General features: G+C 62.6%; 16 protein-coding genes. 10 read left to right on the forward strand and 6 right to left on the reverse strand.

Features of this window, described 5'->3' with window-relative positions; translation table 11 throughout:
* The first annotated feature begins 77 nt into the window (after positions 1–77).
* The 6 genes from SLW75_RS03155 to SLW75_RS03180 all read left to right on the forward strand — a co-directional run bounded on the left by SLW75_RS03155 (position 78) and on the right by SLW75_RS03180 (position 6,724).
* Complete coding sequence (locus tag SLW75_RS03155; protein WP_410933514.1) at positions 78–2,021, forward strand: bifunctional sugar phosphate isomerase/epimerase/4-hydroxyphenylpyruvate dioxygenase family protein; 1,944 nt, start codon at positions 78–80, stop codon at positions 2,019–2,021.
* Between the two features lie 88 nt (positions 2,022–2,109).
* On the forward strand, positions 2,110–2,793 hold the full coding sequence (locus SLW75_RS03160; protein WP_410933515.1) for a TetR/AcrR family transcriptional regulator: 684 nt from the start codon (positions 2,110–2,112) through the stop codon (positions 2,791–2,793).
* A 178-nt stretch (positions 2,794–2,971) separates the two neighbouring features.
* Positions 2,972–3,739, forward strand: coding sequence for a 3-hydroxyacyl-CoA dehydrogenase (locus SLW75_RS03165; protein WP_296310062.1), 768 nt, complete (start codon positions 2,972–2,974; stop codon positions 3,737–3,739).
* 16 nt (positions 3,740–3,755) lie between these two features.
* A complete protein-coding gene (locus SLW75_RS03170; protein WP_410933516.1) occupies positions 3,756–4,967 on the forward strand; it encodes an acetyl-CoA C-acyltransferase in 1,212 nt (403 codons plus the stop codon).
* Between the two features lie 85 nt (positions 4,968–5,052).
* A complete protein-coding gene (locus tag SLW75_RS03175; RefSeq protein ID WP_410933517.1) occupies positions 5,053–5,826 on the forward strand; it encodes an enoyl-CoA hydratase in 774 nt (257 codons plus the stop codon).
* Positions 5,827–6,019: 193 nt separating this feature from the next.
* Entirely contained in the window at positions 6,020–6,724 is a 705-nt protein-coding gene (locus tag SLW75_RS03180; protein ID WP_065990568.1) for a YebC/PmpR family DNA-binding transcriptional regulator, read from the forward strand.
* A 113-nt stretch (positions 6,725–6,837) separates the two neighbouring features.
* Here SLW75_RS03180 and SLW75_RS03185 read toward each other — a convergent pair whose 3' ends face one another.
* Together SLW75_RS03185 and SLW75_RS03190 are read right to left on the reverse strand one after the other, a co-directional pair.
* Complete coding sequence (locus tag SLW75_RS03185; RefSeq protein WP_410933518.1) at positions 6,838–8,121, reverse strand: leucine-rich repeat-containing protein kinase family protein; 1,284 nt, start codon at positions 8,119–8,121, stop codon at positions 6,838–6,840.
* 91 nt (positions 8,122–8,212) lie between these two features.
* Complete coding sequence (locus SLW75_RS03190) at positions 8,213–8,761, reverse strand: TetR/AcrR family transcriptional regulator (RefSeq protein ID WP_192131794.1); 549 nt, start codon at positions 8,759–8,761, stop codon at positions 8,213–8,215.
* 105 nt (positions 8,762–8,866) lie between these two features.
* On the opposite strand from SLW75_RS03190, the gene SLW75_RS03195 reads away from it, so the two are divergent.
* A complete protein-coding gene (locus SLW75_RS03195; RefSeq protein WP_410933519.1) occupies positions 8,867–10,072 on the forward strand; it encodes an MFS transporter in 1,206 nt (401 codons plus the stop codon).
* 6 nt (positions 10,073–10,078) lie between these two features.
* Here SLW75_RS03195 and tspO read toward each other — a convergent pair whose 3' ends face one another.
* On the reverse strand, positions 10,079–10,519 hold the full coding sequence (gene tspO / locus SLW75_RS03200; RefSeq protein WP_065990573.1) for a tryptophan-rich sensory protein TspO: 441 nt from the start codon (positions 10,517–10,519) through the stop codon (positions 10,079–10,081).
* A 95-nt stretch (positions 10,520–10,614) separates the two neighbouring features.
* Positions 10,615–10,860, reverse strand: a complete 246-nt coding sequence (locus tag SLW75_RS03205) for a hypothetical protein (RefSeq protein WP_065990575.1) — start codon at positions 10,858–10,860, stop codon at positions 10,615–10,617.
* Between the two features lie 246 nt (positions 10,861–11,106).
* Between SLW75_RS03205 and SLW75_RS03210 the strand changes: the two genes are divergently transcribed.
* The 3 genes from SLW75_RS03210 to SLW75_RS03220 all read left to right on the forward strand — a co-directional run bounded on the left by SLW75_RS03210 (position 11,107) and on the right by SLW75_RS03220 (position 14,612).
* Positions 11,107–12,702 carry a lactate dehydrogenase gene (locus SLW75_RS03210; protein WP_410933520.1) on the forward strand — a complete coding sequence of 532 codons (1,596 nt, stop codon included), beginning with the start codon at positions 11,107–11,109 and terminating at the stop codon, positions 12,700–12,702.
* Between the two features lie 282 nt (positions 12,703–12,984).
* Positions 12,985–14,070: a catalase family peroxidase gene (locus SLW75_RS03215; RefSeq protein ID WP_410933521.1), complete on the forward strand. Its 1,086-nt coding sequence runs from the start codon at positions 12,985–12,987 to the stop codon at positions 14,068–14,070.
* The gene (locus SLW75_RS03220) at positions 14,067–14,612 is read left to right on the forward strand and encodes a cytochrome b (RefSeq protein ID WP_410933522.1); all 546 of its coding nucleotides are present in this window, start codon (positions 14,067–14,069) and stop codon (positions 14,610–14,612) included. The genes SLW75_RS03215 and SLW75_RS03220 overlap by 4 nt, the downstream gene beginning before the upstream one ends.
* Before the next feature lie 92 nt (positions 14,613–14,704).
* On the opposite strand, the gene SLW75_RS03225 is transcribed toward SLW75_RS03220, so the two are convergent.
* Both SLW75_RS03225 and SLW75_RS03230 read right to left on the reverse strand, forming a co-directional pair.
* Positions 14,705–15,847, reverse strand: coding sequence for a M14-type cytosolic carboxypeptidase (locus SLW75_RS03225; protein ID WP_410933523.1), 1,143 nt, complete (start codon positions 15,845–15,847; stop codon positions 14,705–14,707).
* Between the two features lie 156 nt (positions 15,848–16,003).
* A complete protein-coding gene (locus SLW75_RS03230) occupies positions 16,004–16,543 on the reverse strand; it encodes a DUF4880 domain-containing protein (protein WP_083233157.1) in 540 nt (179 codons plus the stop codon).
* Positions 16,544–16,919 lie beyond the last annotated feature (376 nt).

Raw genomic sequence — 16,919 nt, forward strand, 5'->3', positions numbered from 1 at the left:
AATCCCACGAACGCCCGCCAGGTTCGAGCCTCATCGACGCCAGGTGGCCATGTGATTATTCAGGAGATTCCCCCCGCATGCAGCGCTCGATCGCCACTGTTTCCTTGAGCGGCACCCTGCCGGAAAAGCTCGAAGCCATTGCTGCAGCAGGTTTCGATGGCGTAGAAATCTTTGAAAACGACTTGCTCAATCACAACGGCAGCCCGCGTCAGGTGCGGCAGCTGTGCGCAGATCTGGGCATCGCTATCACCCTGTTTCAACCGTTCAGTGACTTCGAAGGCTGTCGCCGCGAGCACCTGCAGCGCAACCTCGACCGCGCCGAACGCAAATTCGACCTGATGCAGGCACTCGGCACTGACCTGATGCTGGTCTGCAGCAACACCGCCAGCGACTCACTGGGCGAGCGAAACGTTCTGCTCGATGACCTTGGGTCGATCGCCGAGCGGGCAGGTGCGCGTCAACTGCGGGTGGGCTATGAGGGCCTGGCATGGGGACGTCACGTCAACACCTGGCAGCAGGTCTGGGATCTGGTCCGACAGGTCGACCATCCGGCCCTCGGCGTGCTGCTCGACAGTTTCCACACGCTGTCGCTCAAGGGGGATCCGAGCGGGATTGCGCAGATTCCCGGCGACAAGATCTTCTTCGTGCAAATGGCCGACGCGCCGCTGCTGAACATGGGCGTGCTGGAGTGGAGTCGGCATTTCCGGTGTTTCCCGGGGCAGGGCGAATTCGATTGCGCGGGTTTCCTCGCGGCGGTCCTGCGCAGCGGTTACACCGGCCCGCTGTCGCTGGAGATTTTCAATGACGTGTTTCGCGCCGCACCCACTCGGGCCAACGCCGCCGATGGCCTGCGTTCGTTGCTGCACCTGGAGGAGCAAACCCGCGCGCTGCTGGAGCAGCAGTCTCAACCCGCTGCACCGTCATTGTTGTTCCATCCGCCGGCACCCAGCGCCTGCAACGGCGTGGCGTTTCTCGAGTTCGCCGTGGATGATGCCCAGGGTGGGCGGCTGGCCAGCTGGCTGCATGGCCTGGGGTTCGGCACCTTGGGTCAGCACCGCAGCAAAGCCGTGACCCTGCTGGGGCAGGGCGATATCAAGATCCTGTTGAACGCCGAGCGCTTCTCCTCACCTCCGATGCCTTCCGTTGCGGCTTCTTTCGCTGCCCCTTCTTTCATGAACTCCGCCCTCGAAACTCCCGGCGCGTCGCTGCGCGCCATGGCGTTGCGGGTGAACGACAGCGCTGCTGCGCTGGAGCGGGCGAGTCAGCTCAATGCCGATACCCATGGCGGCCCGGTGGGCCCTGATGGTCGAGCGGTCCCGGCAGTGCGCGCGCCGGACGGCAGCCTGATGTATCTGATCGAGGCCGCCGCACCGGGGCAATCGAGCTGGGACAGCGACTTCACCCTGAGCCCGCCACCCTTCACGCCAAGCGGTTTGCAGCGCATCGATCACGTTGCCATGGCCTTGCCTGCCGACAGGCTCGACAGCGCGGTGCTGTTCTACAAAGCCGTGCTGGATTTCGAGGCCGATGCCGATGCGCTGCTGCCCGACCCTTACGGGCTGGTGAAAACCCGGGCGCTGCGCAGCCGTTGCGGCACCGTGCGCCTGTCGCTGAACACCCCGGATCATGGCGACACGGCCATCGCCCGCGGGTTGGCGAGCCACGGCGGCGCAGGCGTTGATCACGTCGCCTTTGCCTGCGACGACATCTTTGTCCAGGTCGCCCGCGCCGAAGCGGCAGGCGTGCAATGGCTGGATATTCCCCAGAACTACTACGACGACCTGGGAGCGCGCTTCGGTTTCGACAACGGGTTCCTCGACAAACTGGCGCAGCACCACGTGCTGTACGACCGTGACGCCCACGGTGGCGAGCTGTTTCACGCCTACACCCAAGCGTTCGACGCGCGTTTCTTCTTTGAAATCCTCCAGCGCAGCAACGGCTATGCGGGTAATGGCGAGGCGAACGCCGCGGTACGCCTGGCGGCGATGGCCCGGGCCCGCAGCGGCTCGGGACGGGCGTGATCGCCCATGGCGCCTGGTGACGAGCCGCTTCCGTAACGCACCGGTGCGGGCCATAATCCCGCGATTCCACCGTGGTCGTGAGCCCCGCATGAAAACCGTTGACGACAGCCTCGCCGAAGCGCGCCCAGATGAACGCGCTCAGTCGCCGCGCAAGTCCCGCAAGAACAATCCGGAAAAAACCCGTGACGGCATCCTTCTGGCGGCCGTCGCCGAGTTCGTCGCCCAAGGCCTCTCCGGCGCCCGCGTCGATGCGATTGCCGAGCGCACGCAAACCTCCAAGCGGATGATCTATTACTACTTCAACAGCAAAGAGCAGCTGTACACCGAGGTGCTCGAGAAACTTTACGGCGACATCCGCACCACGGAAAGCAGCCTTGACCTGGAGGTGCTCGCACCGCAAGCAGCGATCAGGCGGCTGGTGGAATTCACCTTCGATCACCACGACCGCAACGTCGATTTCGTGCGCATCGTCTGCATCGAAAACATCCACAACGGCGCCAACGTCAAACAGTCCGCGACCATCCGCGAGCTGAGCCGGAACATCTTGCAGGCGCTGGACGAAACCTTGCGGCGCGGTGAGCAGGCCGGTGTTTTCCGGCCAGGCGTACAGGCCGTTGACCTGCACATGCTGATGAGCTCGTTCTGTTTCTACCGCGTGTCCAACCGTCACACGTTTGCCGAGATTTTCCAGATCGACCTGGAGGACGAAGGGGTCAAGGCGCGGCAGAAAGCGATGATCTGTGATTCGGTGATGCGTTACCTGCTGCCGTGACGGGCGAGTTCAACGCCACGCCGGCCTGAAGACCCGAACGATGCCGCGACGCCAGTCTGCGCTGATCGCCACTGGCCAAAACCACCACGCGTTCTGCGCGCTTTGACTATTGCCCATCCACGCGGCAGAGCGGAGTATTTCGCCCCTCCAACAATAAAAGTGTAAGGACGACACAATCATGCAGATCGACGGCAAGGTATTCCTGGTCAGTGGCGGCGCGTCCGGGCTGGGTGCGGCCAGCGCACAGATGCTCATCGACGCCGGGGCCAGCGTGATGCTGGTGGACGTCAACGCCGAGGCGCTCGCGGCGCACGTGGAAAAACTGGGCGGCAAGGCCCGGGCCAGCGTCAGCGACATCACCCGGGAGAGCGACGTTCAGGCCGCAGTGGATGCGGCGCTGAGTGCGTTTGGCCAGATCAATGGCGTCATCAACTGCGCCGGCATCGTCGGCGCCGAGAAAATCCTTGGCAAAGAAGGCCCCCACGGCCTCGACAGTTTCAGCCGGGTGATCAACGTCAACCTCATCGGCAGCTTCAACCTGCTGCGCCTCGCTGCCGTGGCCATCGCCGAAAGCACGGCCGACGCCGGCGGCGAGCGTGGCGTCATCATCAACACCGCATCGGTCGCCGCCTATGACGGCCAGATCGGCCAGGCGGCGTATGCGGCCTCCAAGGGCGCCATTGTCAGCCTGACCCTGCCCGCCGCCCGCGAACTGGCGCGTTACGGCATCCGCGTCATGACCATCGCTCCGGGCATTTTCGAAACGCCGATGATGGCCGGCATGACCCCCCAGGTGCGCGAGAGCCTGTCCGCCGGCGTGCCATTCCCGCCACGCCTGGGCAAGCCCGAGGAATACGCCGCGCTGGCACGCCACATCATCGAAAACAGCATGCTCAACGGCGAGGTGATCCGTCTGGACGGCGCCTTGCGCATGGCGGCTCGCTAATCGAGGAAATTCCATCATGTCTTTGAACAAACGTCAGACGTTGAACGACGACCCTGTGGTAATCGTGAGTGCTGCGCGCACGCCCATGGGCGCCTTTCAGGGTGATCTCAAAAGCCTGACTGCGCCGCAATTGGGCGCCGCTGCCATCCGCGCCGCGGTTGAGCGCGCGGGCATTGATGCAGCGCAGGTCGATGAAGTGCTCTTCGGTTGTGTGTTGCCGGCCGGGCTGGGCCAGGCGCCTGCGCGTCAGGCGGCATTGGGCGCGGGGCTCAGCGACGCCACCACCTGCACCACCTTGAACAAGATGTGCGGGTCGGGCATGCAGGCGGCCATCCTTGGCCACGACATGCTGCTGGCCGGCAGCGCCGACGTGGTCATCGCCGGTGGGATGGAGAGCATGTCCAACGCGCCGTATCTGCTGGAGAAGGCCCGCAGCGGTTACCGCATGGGCCACGGCCAGATCATCGACCACATGTTTCTCGACGGCCTTGAAGATGCCTACGACCGTGGTCGACTGATGGGCACCTTCGCCGAGGAGTGCGCCGGGCTGGAAAATTTCAGTCGGGAAGCCCAGGACGGTTTTGCGGTCGCCTCGCTGACCCGGGCGCAGGAAGCCATGACGCGCGGCGGGTTCGACGCTGAAATCGTCCCGGTGGAGGTCACGGTGGGCAAGGAGCGCAAAACCATTCGCCAGGACGAGCAGCCACCCAAAGCGAAGCTGGACAAGATCCCGCTGCTCAAACCGGCGTTCCGCGAAGGCGGCACCGTGACAGCAGCCAACTCAAGCTCGATCTCCGACGGCGCTGCAGCCCTGACCCTGATGCGCCAGTCCGAAGCACAACGACGTGGGATCACGCCGTTGGCGGTCATCCATGGCCACGCCGCTTATGCCAATGAGCCGCGGTTGTTTCCGACCGCACCGGTAGGCGCCATCGACAAGCTGATGAGCAAGACCGGCTGGTCCCTGGCAGACGTGGACCTGTTCGAGATCAACGAAGCGTTCGCGGTCGTCGCGCTTGTCACCATGGCCCGCTTGGAACTGCCCCATCACAAGGTCAACGTGCATGGCGGCGCCTGCGCATTGGGCCATCCCATTGGCGCATCAGGGGCGAGGATTCTGGTGACGTTGCTGTCGGCGTTGAAGCAGCGTGGACTGAAGCGAGGGGTTGCGGCGATCTGCATCGGTGGCGGCGAGGCGACTGCGATGGCCGTGGAGCTTATTCTTTAATATCAATGTCTTGTGCTGCGTTTCGCATGTTAAATCTACGATAGCGGCTGACTGCATTTCACGATAAGAAAAGGTCGATAAAACAATGAATTACATGACTATCCTCAAAGAGGTTCGAGGTCGGGTTGCCCTCTTGACCCTCAATCGCCCACAGGCGCTGAACGCCTTGAATGCGCAGCTCATCAGCGAACTCAACCACGCCCTCGACGAGCTGGAGGGCGATCACGGCATCGGCTGCATTGTTCTGACCGGCTCGGCAAAAGCGTTCGCCGCCGGGGCTGATATCAAGGAGATGGCCGAGCTGAAATACCCGCAGATCTATCTGGATGACCTGTTTAGCGACAGCGATCGGGTGGCCAATCGCCGCAAACCGATCATCGCCGCCGTCTCGGGGTTTGCCCTCGGTGGCGGCTGCGAACTGGCGCTAATGTGCGACTTCATTCTGGCGGCCGACAACGCGCGCTTCGGTCAGCCGGAAATCAAGCTGGGCGTGCTGCCGGGCATGGGCGGCACCCAGCGTCTGACCCGGGCGGTGGGCAAGGCCAAGGCCATGGAAATGTGCCTGACCGGGCGCCTGATCGACGCCGTCGAAGCGGAGCGGGCCGGGTTGGTGGCGCGCATCGTGCCGCAGGACCAACTGCTGGATGAGGCAATGAACGTCGCGGCCGGTATCGCGGCGAAGTCGCTGCCGGCAGCCATGATGGTCAAGGAAAGCGTCAACCGCGCCTTTGAAGTCAGCCTGGCCGAAGGGATTCGTTTCGAACGCCGGGTGTTCCATGCGGCGTTTGCCAGCGAGGACCAGAAGGAAGGCATGGCGGCGTTCATCGAGAAGCGCGAGCCGGTGTTCAAGCATCGCTGATCCAGGTCAGGGCGCCGGCGCGTCTCAGGGGTGTCTTCTGGCGCCAGCGTGTATAAAATGCGCCGGTCGCCGCGGTTCACCCCCCGGCCTGTCATTATCGATCACCCTATTTTCAGCGTTTATCGTCATGGGCCCGGCGTGCAAGACACGTCGGATCCGAGCGATTCATCGCCACCGGAACAAGAGAGCAATCATGGGCGCACAGTGGAAGGTCAAACACAAAGAAGCGGCAGCCAACGCCAAGGGGCGTATTTTCGGCAAGCTGTCCAAGGAAATCATGATTGCCGCGCGCTCCGGCCCTGACCCCGACATGAACGCGCGCCTGCGACTGGTGGTCGAGCAGGCCAAGAAAGCCTCCATGCCCCGCGAGACCCTGGAACGCGCCATCAAGAAAGGCGCCGGTTTGCTCGGCGAGCACGTGCACTTCGAAAAATTGACCTACGAAGGCTTCGCCCCGCACAAAGTCCCGGTCATCGTCGAGTGCCTGACTGACAACATCAACCGTACCGTGTCCGAGATCCGCGTGCTGTTCCGCAAGGGCCAGCTGGGTGCCGAGGGTTCGATCACCTGGGATTTCGACCACCTGGGCATGATTGACGCTGTCGCCGCCAAAGACGATGCAGACGCCGACGAAGCCGCCATCGAAGCCGGTGCTCAAGACGTTGAACAGGGCGACGAAGGCGTTGCAACGTTTTACACCGACACCACCGACCTCGACGCCGTGTGCAAGGCGCTGCCTGAGTTCGGCTTCACCGTCGAGTCCGCCAAGATCGGCTACCGCCCGAAAAACCCGGTTGAAGGCCTGAGCGAAGAGCAGATGGCCGAGGTCGAAGCCTTCCTCGAAGCGATCGACAGCCACGATGACGTGCAAAACGTTTACGTGGGTTTGGCGGGGTAAGGTTTTCAGCTCTATTTCCGGCTGAAGCTGGTCCTACTGAATCATCGCGAGCACATCGTAGGACCGGCTTTAGCCGGGAAGGCGTCAGAGGCCGCACTGCAAAACGCCAGCGTTCAGAACTGCCGCTCAACCTCCGCAAATCCGGGCCGCTGCATCACATCCGCCTGCACGCAGCGCTGCTCCAGTTCCCGCAGGCCGGCAGTCCCCCCATCGTTTGCTTCGCAGCAGTCCAGCAACTCCCCCAGCAATACCCCAAACGCCCGGACTTCAATGCGTTCCAGCCTTTGTCCCGTTTCTTCATCCGGATAGAACGCCGCTGCGCCGAAATCCCCCAGGAGGCTGTCCCCACCCTCGTTCCAGAGGATGTTGTGGGCGTACAGATCGCCGTGGTTGATGCCGTGGGCGTGCAAATGTGCGCACGCCGCGGCGATCCCGGCAGCCATGCGCTTCACGGTCGAAACGCTCAGCCGGGTGCCGCCATAGGTGTCACGGGTGCAGGATTCCAGGGTCGGAGGACGCGCAAGGGTCACGAATGACGGCGAAATCAGCTCCATCACCAGACCGCGAGCGCCCTGCGGGTGATCCTGAATCTCCCCGAGCACAGGAATCAGGTGAGCATGCCGCCCGGCCGCAATGCAGGCCTGCATCTCGTTCAACGGCGAGCCGTCGCTGGTGACATCGCCTTTGTACAGCTTCACGGCAACGTCCAGCGCCGACGCGTCGGCATCCGCGCGCCACTGCGCCTGTTGAATCACTCCGGAGGCGCCTTCGCCCAGCACCTGTTGCAGCGCCAGTTGCGGCCACGGAATCTGCCGGATCGGCTCTTCGGTGTGGATGTCGTTCAGCGGGTTGCCGGCAAACGCCAACCAGGCCAGCGCGGGCATTTCCAGCAGCCAGCGCGGCAGTTCATGGAAATCGTTGACCGCGATCCGTACCAGCTCCAGGCGCTGACAGCGGGCCAGTGATGCCGGCAATTGCCGCAGCCGGTTGCCCGCGAGCATCAGCTTCTGCAGCTGCGCACAGTCGCCGATGGCTTCAGGCAGAGTCTCGATGCGGTTGTCGGTCAGCACCAGTGAGCGCAGCGAGGGCGGCAATGCGATGGTCGGGACATGAGCGATCTTGCAGGCCTTGAAACCGACGAAGAACAGCTTCTCGCACTGGCCCAGGCATTCCGGCAGGCGGGTAAACGGGTTGTTGGAGCAGAATAGGATTTTCAGGCGCTTGAGCCGGTGCAGGTCGGCGGGCAATTCGGTCAGACGGTTGCCGCTGAGGTCCAGCACTTCCAGGGAATCGGCGAGGCTGAAAATCTCCTCAGGGAATTCGCCGAGGTCGGCGCTGAGATTGAGCCGCGTGATGCCTGCCAGTTTGCCGGCACGCAGGTCTGCAAGGGTGTGCATGGGGGGAAGGGCGCCTGTGGTCAATGGGCGCCCATGATACCCAGTCGTTGCGCCCTGTGCTCGCTTGGCCGCAAGCACCATGGGCAGAGGCTCAGCTCAGGCAGCGATCCAGCAATTGGTGCATGCGATCGAGGGACGGCGCCGATTCGGCGTACAGAATGCGGTAGACCATCGGCGCGACAACGGCATCCACCAGTTCATCCGCCGAAGGACTTTGTTCGCCGCGGTCCCGGGCGCGGTCGATGATGATCTGCAGCTGATCGCGAACCATATTCAGGCACTTGCCCGAGCACAGGGTCGCGCTGCTGGAAACCACGTCGCGCATCATCTCGCGGCCGGGGGCCGAGTTGGTCTCTTCGAGGTAGACCTCGACCCAGGTGCGCAGGTCATCGCGCAGGTTGCCGCAATCCACCGGCTCGTCGGGGCGCAGACGCTCGACAGCGGCATCGGCCAGCAGTGAGGTCAGGTCGCCCCAGCGCCGGTAAATGGTGGACGGCGTGACACCGGCACGGGCTGCAATCATGGGCACGCTGAGGGCTGAACGCTCCTGCTCCTGGAGCAGATCGCGAACGGCTGCGTGAATCGATGTCTGCACCCGGGCACTGCGGCCGCCGGTGCGAATGCCTTCTTTGATAGCCATGCTGCGGACCCTAACACAAAGTATTTGCTTTAAGCAGACGTTGCTCGCACACTCCTAAAGCTAATTAATAGCTTTTGTGGCGTGCTTTTTCGGGAGAGTGTACTCGTGTCTGATTCTTTGCAGAACCCGCAAGTCGATGGTCGGGGGCGGAGCCACTTGGGTTTTCTGGCTTTCGTGCTGCTGTGTTTCTTCGCCGCGTCCAGCGCGCCCACGCCGCTTTACCACCTCTATCAACAGGCGTGGGGCTTCTCATCGGTATTGTTGACGGTGATTTTTGCCGTTTACGCCATGAGCCTGCTGGCGACGCTGCTGGTGTTCGGCTCGCTGTCGGATTACCTCGGCCGCCGCCCGGTGATATTCATCGGGCTGCTGCTGGAGATCGTCGCGATGCTGCTGTTCATCGCCGCCACCGACGTCAGTTGGCTGATTGTCGCGCGGGTGCTGCAGGGCGTGGCGACCGGCATTGCCACCAGCGCGTTGGGTGCCGCGATGCTCGACAGCGATGCGCAGCAGGGGCCGTTGCTCAACAGCATCACACCGATGTTCGGCATGGCACTGGGGGCGCTCGGCACCAGTGCGCTGGTGCAGTACGCGCCGCTGCCCATGGGCCTGGCCTATGGCTTGCTCCTCGCGGCGTTCGCGGGTCAGGCGGTGTATCTGTTGCGGGTCGCTGAAACGGTGACCCCGCAGCCGGGCGTGCTGAAAACCCTGCGACCGCGGCTCGCCGTACCTGCACAGGCCAGGGGGACATTGCTGTTGGTGCTGCCGGCGGACATCGCCGCCTGGGCGCTGGGCGGATTTTTCCTGTCCCTCGCACCGTCACTGCTGACTGCCGCGACCGGCTCGACCTCGGTGCTCAACGGCGGCTTTGCCGTGGCAGCGCTGACCATCAGTGGTGCGATTTCGATTCATAACCTGCGTTTGCGCGCGCCTCGGCTGGCCTTGTTGGTGGGCTGCAGTTTTCTGGCAATCGGGGTTTCAGTGATTCTGGCGGCAGTGAATCTGGGCTGGTTGTGGCTGTTCTTCACCGGCGCGGTGGTGGCGGGGATCGGCTTCGGTGCGAGTTTTCTCGGCGCCCTGCGGCTGTTGCTGCCCCTGGCTCACGCCCACGAGCGGGGCGCATTGATGGCGGCCTTTCTGGCCTTGAGTTATCTGGCGTTCTGCATTCCGGCGCTGCTGGCCGGCGCGTCGATCAAAACGGCGGGCTTGGTGACCACCACCAATGTCTACGGCGGGGTTGTAGTCTTGCTGGCGGTGTCGGCGCTGGCCGGTCTGCTGATTCAGCAGGCCGGCCGGGCCAGGGCCGCCTGAGCCGCGTTACCGGTTATGACGCAGAATCGAAAAATTCAGCGCCGAAGCGACGGTCAGCCAGACCAGGTACGGGAACAGGATCAGCCCGGTGATGAGGTCCAGCTGGATCCCCAGCACGACCATGGCGGCTACCACCAACCACAGCAGCGAAATGATGATCAGGCCCGCCATGATGCGGTGGGCGCCGAAGAACACCGGCGTCCACAGGGTATTCAAGGCAATCTGAGCGGCCCATAACGCCAGCACGGTTTCGCTGCCGGGGATCAGGGTCAGGCGATAACCGGCCCAGGCCAGCAGCAGATAAATCGTCGTCCAGGCCACCGGAAACAGCCAGTTGGGCGGGGTGAAGCGTGGCTTTTGCAGCGATTCATACCAGCTGCCCGGTTTGAAAATGATGCCGGTGCTGGCCGCCGCGGCGCAAGCGATGAGGAAGATGTAAAACGTCATGGGGGGTCCTTTGCTGAAAGCATTCGAAGTGCGGGCCGTGGGGCCGTCTCGGCATTGGATGCTTATGCGCTGGAAAAATCCGGCGCGCGTGCAGATCAGCCGTGACCCAATTGGCTGAGGCGTTCTTGCACGGCGTCGTCGAAGATCATGTACAGCGTTTCTACATCGGCCGGGCGAAGACGTCGGCTGGTCTCCAGGCTGAGGATGAAACTGATTTCCATGGAGGCCTCGCGTTCGAGGTCTTCCTTGGTGGTGGCGGCATTCAACGCGCGCACCAGATCGTCAATCGCACCCTGGATGGGTTTGGGAAGCCGAAGTGCAGCGATTCGCTCTTGGGGCATTGCTCAGTCCTGGGGTGGCGGGTTGTGCGGCGAACCGAAAGGCATAAAGCCCTGGCGCCTGGGATCGGGGCGTATTGTGGCCGAGTTACGGCGCAGATCCCACCAGCGGAAACAAAATAGTGAAAGGGCAGCGCTTGCCGTAATCGCTTTTAACGGACTGCCCCATGTTTGTATCGCTCAAGTTACAAAAGCCCGCGCCGACACCCTGTTCAGGAAGTCTATTACTCACTTGAACAGGGAAGTGCCATGTCAGCGATTGCTTCGGTCACCTCATCCGCCCAGTTGATGCCAGTGGTCAAACCGGCGGCCACCGTCGCGCTGAATGACAACGCCGCTGCTGCCACCACCAGCGCCACGCCGTCGTCCGTCGTCATGCTCGGCCAGGACGACAAGGTCAGCGCCCCGTTGGTCTACAACGTCCGTGGCCTGATGCCTGATGCCAACGTACCGCCCGCCTGGGAGTACACCCGGCAGGACAAGGTCTCGCTGGCGATGATGGGCAATTTCAGCACTTCCGCCACAGCCGGTCGCTTCCAGGGCCTGGGCGCGACGCTGCTCAGTCAATTGGCGCAGACCGGCCAGAACATTTCCCAATCGGTGCTGCGCTCGACGACCGGCAAAGCATTGGAGCCTGCAGAGCTCGCTGCCGCCCAGGACCGCCTGCACAGCAATCCGGCCAACAGCATCAGCCTGACGCTGAAAACCGCCAGCGGTAAAACCATCGAGCTGAGCCTTTCCAGTCAGGACGACGGTCTGGCGGTGCAGGCCCAGGTGAGCGGGGGCGACCTCAGCGACGACGAGCTCAACGCGCTGAATGCCATGGCGGACGGTTTTCAGTCGGCCATCGACGGCCTGACGGCCAAACCGCCGACCCTGAAGCTCGACGCCTTGACCCATTTCGACTCGAAGGCCTTTGCTTCCGTTGATTTGAAAACCAGTTTTAAACTCGAAGACGGCAGCGCCCAGACCCTTGAACTACGCGCCGATGCCGACCAGCGTTCGGTGCGCATGAGTGGCGCGCTGGGGAATCTTGAGCTGTCGGTGGACCTGAAAAACGCGGCCATTCGGGGCGACAGTGCTCAGCAGGCGAAAGCGCTGGACGGCTATGTCAGCCAGATCGAGTCGGCGCGCAAACGCGGTGACGGCGACGCGCAACTGCTGTCGATGTTCGAGGACGCGTTCAAAACGCTGCACTCCAATTACCCGGACACCCGCGTCTCCACGGCGGCGAAGACGGTGAGCTCGATCGAACTGACGGACACCGATCACGGCCTGTTGACCGGCCTCGGCGACTTCAGCGCCTCGGTCAGCGAGAAGAACGTCGAAGGCAACCTGGCACGCCCCGGCGAACTGGACACCTTCGCCTACACCCTGTCGCAAACCACCCAATCCAAGGGACGCGACCAGTTGAACCGGACCATCGTTCAGGACCAGCAATCTCAGCTCACCGCCAGTTATCACAAGCCCCTGCCAGGCGGGCAGAAGCTGGCGTTGAGCACCGATCCCGCGAGCCAGAACTACCTGTATTACCAGGTCAGCGATCAGGCCAGTAGCAAAACCAGCATTGGCTACAAGAAAGGCGAACTGGTCGATGCGACGTTGAGCCAGTCGGCCAGCCAGTCGACGCGCATTGCCAAGTACGTGATGGGCCGCCTGGAAAAAGACACTCACACGCCGATCTCCACCTCCAAGACCCAGAATTTCCTCAGCGTGCTGCAGCAGGCTTTGCAACAGGACAAAGAGGCGAAGCAGGGCCGTGGCACGTCGACCCTGAAAGACACCCTGGCCGGGATTCATGCCAAGGTCCTGTTGCAGAGTGATCCGTCGAAGCTGAACGGCTGATAGCGGTACAACGTCGGTTTCGCAGCGCGCCATCCGGCGCTTTCCCGGCTAAAGCCAGTCCTACAGTCGAGTTCGCATGCGGTCTCACTGGCTGGATGAGCTGCCTTCGTAGGACCGGCTTCAGCCGGGAAGGGGCCAGCATGATCACACTCCGATTTTGGCCGTGCTCCGGCAATCAGGCGCTCAAAGACTTGGGCCTGGCAAAATTCGAGCACCCGGCTATAAACAAAGCGTGCCAAGCATGTTGCTGTCCCCAGAGGCGAGAAGCCCGGAGTGTTATCGATGATTGACCGTGAGCTACCGTATCCCCGTAAACCCCCGCTGAGTAATCCCGAAAAACTGGCGCGTCTGGCCGGCATTGGCCTGATCGTGCTGATCGCCGCCGGCGCGTTTGCCTACGTCAATGGCAGCCTCGACCCACAGCGACTGACACCGGCGCGGGTGGTTGACGTCTTCGAACGTAACAACGGTGTGCATCCCGGTTACCGTCGCAACCACCCGAAAGGCATCTGCGTCGCCGGCGTGTTCGAGAGCAACGGCGCCGCTGCCAGCCTCTCCAAAGCCGAAGTCTTCGCCAGCGGGCGCACCCCGGTGATCGGCCGTCTGGCCGTGCCCACGGGCAATCCGTATTCCCCCGACAGCGCCGCGCCATTGCGCAGTTTCGCCGTGCAGTTCACCCAGCCCAACGGCCAGCAATGGCGCACGGGCATGAACAGCATGCCGGTGTTCCCGGTCGGCACGCCTGAGGCCTTCATCGATCTGCAAATCGCCACCGGACCTGACCCCAAGACCGGCAAGCCCGACCCGGCGAAACCCCCGGCGTTCTTCGCCGCGCACCCGGAAGCCCAGCCGTTTCTGGCGTGGGTCAAGACCGCCAAGCCGTCGGCCAGTTTCGTCACCGAGACCTACAACAGCGTCAACGCCTTCGTGCTGGTGAACGCCGATGGCAAGCGTCAGCCGGTGCGCTGGAGTCTGGTGCCGGAGGCGACCGATGCATCGCCTGCGCCCGACGCCAAGGAGTACCTGAACAAGGACCTCAACGACAGACTGGCCAGCGGCCCACAACGCTGGAAGCTGGTGCTGACCCTGGCCAACCCCCAGGACCCGACCAACGACGCATCCAAAGCCTGGTCCGGCGAGCACAAGACCGTGGACGCCGGGACCTTGGTGGTCAACGCCGACAGCTCGCAGTTGAACGGCGACTGCCGCGACATCAATTACGACCCGCTGATTTTGCCCAGTGGCATCGAAGGCTCGGATGACCCGTTGCTCGCCGCGCGATCGGCGGCCTACGCCGCGTCCTACATGCGCCGCACCAGTGAAGTCGATCAGTTGAAAGCCGAACCCGCCCTGGAGAAACAGCCATGAGCACGCCCGTCAAGCATTTCGCCCCACTGGCGCGCCTGCTGCACTGGGTGATGGCGCTGATGGTCATCGCCATGCTGTTCATCGGCGCCGGCATGGTCGCGTCGGTGTCCGAGCGCCATGAATGGCTCCTGAACCTGCATAAGCCTTTGGGCATTGCGATTCTGCTGCTGGTCATCGTCAGGATCATTGTGCGTGTGACCACGGTGACGCCGCCGTTACCGGCTGACTTGCCGGCCGTGCAGGCGCTGGCGGCGAAGCTGTCGCATTACGTGCTGTATGCGCTGATGCTGGCGATGCCGCTGATTGGCTGGGCGATGATTTCCGCCGCCGGGGATCCGGTCATGCTCGGCAGTTCAGTGCGCCTGCCGTCCATCGTTGCCGCCAACCCGGACACCTTCGCGCTGCTGCGCAAGGCCCACGCCTACCTGGCGTACCTGTTCTTCCTGACGATTCTCGCGCATCTGGCTGCCGCACTGTTTCACGGATGGGTGCGGAGGGATGAGGTGCTGGACAGCATGCTGAGGGGGAAATCGCGGGATTAATGCTTGTCGTCACCGCGATTGACGCCATCGCCAGCAGGCGCGAACCCGCTGGCGATGGCGTTTCTGGACCGTAATAAAAGTCAGCTCACGCCTCAGCGCAGCACTGACACCATCTGCCCCAGCGTGGTCAGCACATCGCGGGCGAGCTGTTTCGAGCGCTGGCCCGACCAGCCGGTGATGACATCCGGTGCGTCATCGTTGTCTTTGAACGGCATTTCCAGCGTCAGCGACAGGCACTTGTAACGCTCACCGACGCTGTTGCACGCCAGGTTCATGTTGGCCTGGCCCGGCGCCGATTTCGGATAGCCGTATTTGCTCTGGAAGTCCCGGGTCAAGCCGCCCAACCGGGCGCGGAAATCCGCTTCCAATCGGGCTTGCTGGTCGGTGTACCCCGGATTGCCTTCGCAGGCGGCGGTGAAGACATAGGGGATTTCTTCATCGCCGTGGACGTCGAGGAACATGTCCACGCCGTATTTTTCCATCTGGGTTTTGACGAAGAACACTTCCGGGCTGAGCTCGGGGGTCGTGTCCTGCCAGGCGCGGTTGAGGTCCTTGCCTTGGGCGTTGGTGCGCAGATGGCCGTGGAACGAGCCGTCCGGGTTCATGTGCGGCACCAGGTACAGGTTCGCCGACGCCAGCAACGCCTGCAACTCAGGGTCGTTTTCCTGTAGCCGCTCGATGATGCCTTCCATGAACCACTCGGCCATGTGCTCGCCGGGGTGCTGTTGGGCGATGATCCAGATATTGCGCTTGCCCGCCGCGCCGTCGCCCTTGCGCAGCAGCGGGATGTCCCGGCCTTCGACGCTCTTGCCGGTGGCCAGCAGCTCGGTGCCGGCCTTGTCCAGCGCTTCATTCACCAGCCAGTCGTGGCGCTCGCGGCTGTAGGGTTCGAAGTAGGCAAACCACACCTGGGATTCGCTGGGCGTCAGCTCGAAGTTCAGCGCACGGCCGTCGAACTGGCTCGGCACGCGGAACCAGGTTTTCTGATCGTAGGAGGCAACTGCGTTGTAGCCGGTCCAGGCGCCGTTGTAGCTCGACGCGCCAGCATTGGTCAGGCTGAAACCGTGGGGCTCGCCGATCTGCAGGCCGTCGACCTTGAAATGGAACCACTGGAAGTGCGCGCTCTTGGTGTCAGGGCGAATCGCCAGTTGCACCGCTTTCGGGTTGCTGGCGTCGAGCACGACGATGTTGCCGCTGTCGAAATCGGCGGAGATATTAAGGGCGGTTTGAGTCACGGGAGCGTCCTGATTGCATGATCTGCCATTACGAGGCCATCGGGAGGTAATGCAGGCCGCGCCTGATTCCCTCACTGGGCTGTTATGACAATTACTTTACACGCAACCAGCGGGGGCACGGCGACAGAATCGTTCGCCAAAGGGTCGGAGCCTGACTCAGCTGTACGCCTCGGCAGTCACCAGCAGACCGCACAGCAGCACCGTCATCAGCAACCAGCCGACATAGGCGCGGGGCTTGCGCCGATGCCAGCCACTGGCGCCCAGAATCGCAGCGGGTGCATGAAGCGTGCGCCAGAACTGCTCACTGTTTTGAAAGGCTGCCAGGTGTCGGGGATCGGCGTCGAGCCAGTGACGGAATTCGATGCGCTGACTGGCGGTGGCCTGGGGGCTTTGCAGGTGCACGTACCAGCGCAGGGCCTGAAGCAAAATGGCTCGGGCCGGGTCATGTTCGGCGGATTCGCTGACACAACGTTCGAGCGCTGCGGTCATGCAGCGTTCGACGGCGGTGGCGTCGATATCAAGCAGTTGGGCGATGTCGGTGTAGGAAAAGTCGTCGAGGCGGCTCAGCAGAAACACCTGCTGAACCCTGCGCGGCAACCGCTGAAGACGGCGTCGGTACAGGTCGGTTTCAGCGCTCGCGCCCAGGGCAGGCGGCACGGTGGAGGCGGTCATCAACGAATCGAACGGCTGAGTCATGGCGTATTGCTCACTGTTTGAATAGCGGCGGTCGCGGAAAACAACGGGAGTGCGTTCGGATCTTTAACGGGTGTTTTTTACTGAATGTGTCAGTTTTTGACAGCGGCAACGGTGCATTGCTCGCTCCATTTGCTATGATGCGCGCCATCGAAAAGACAGATCACTGTCGAACCCTCTTCATTAGCCTGAAGACGCAACACCCGACCGAACCCAGACCCGAAAAGGGCATAAAAAAAAGACCCGGCAATAAGCCGGGTCAAAAACCGTGATTAGCCTGATGAGGAGATAATCCGGAAGCCGACCTAAGGCTTCTGGGTTACCAGCCAGTCTCGCGACTGGTTGCGCTCAATAATAATCATTCCCATTTGAGAGTCAA

Source organism: Pseudomonas sp. W5-01 (genome assembly GCF_046540435.1).
In the GTDB taxonomy this organism is placed as follows: domain Bacteria; phylum Pseudomonadota; class Gammaproteobacteria; order Pseudomonadales; family Pseudomonadaceae; genus Aquipseudomonas; species Aquipseudomonas graminis_B.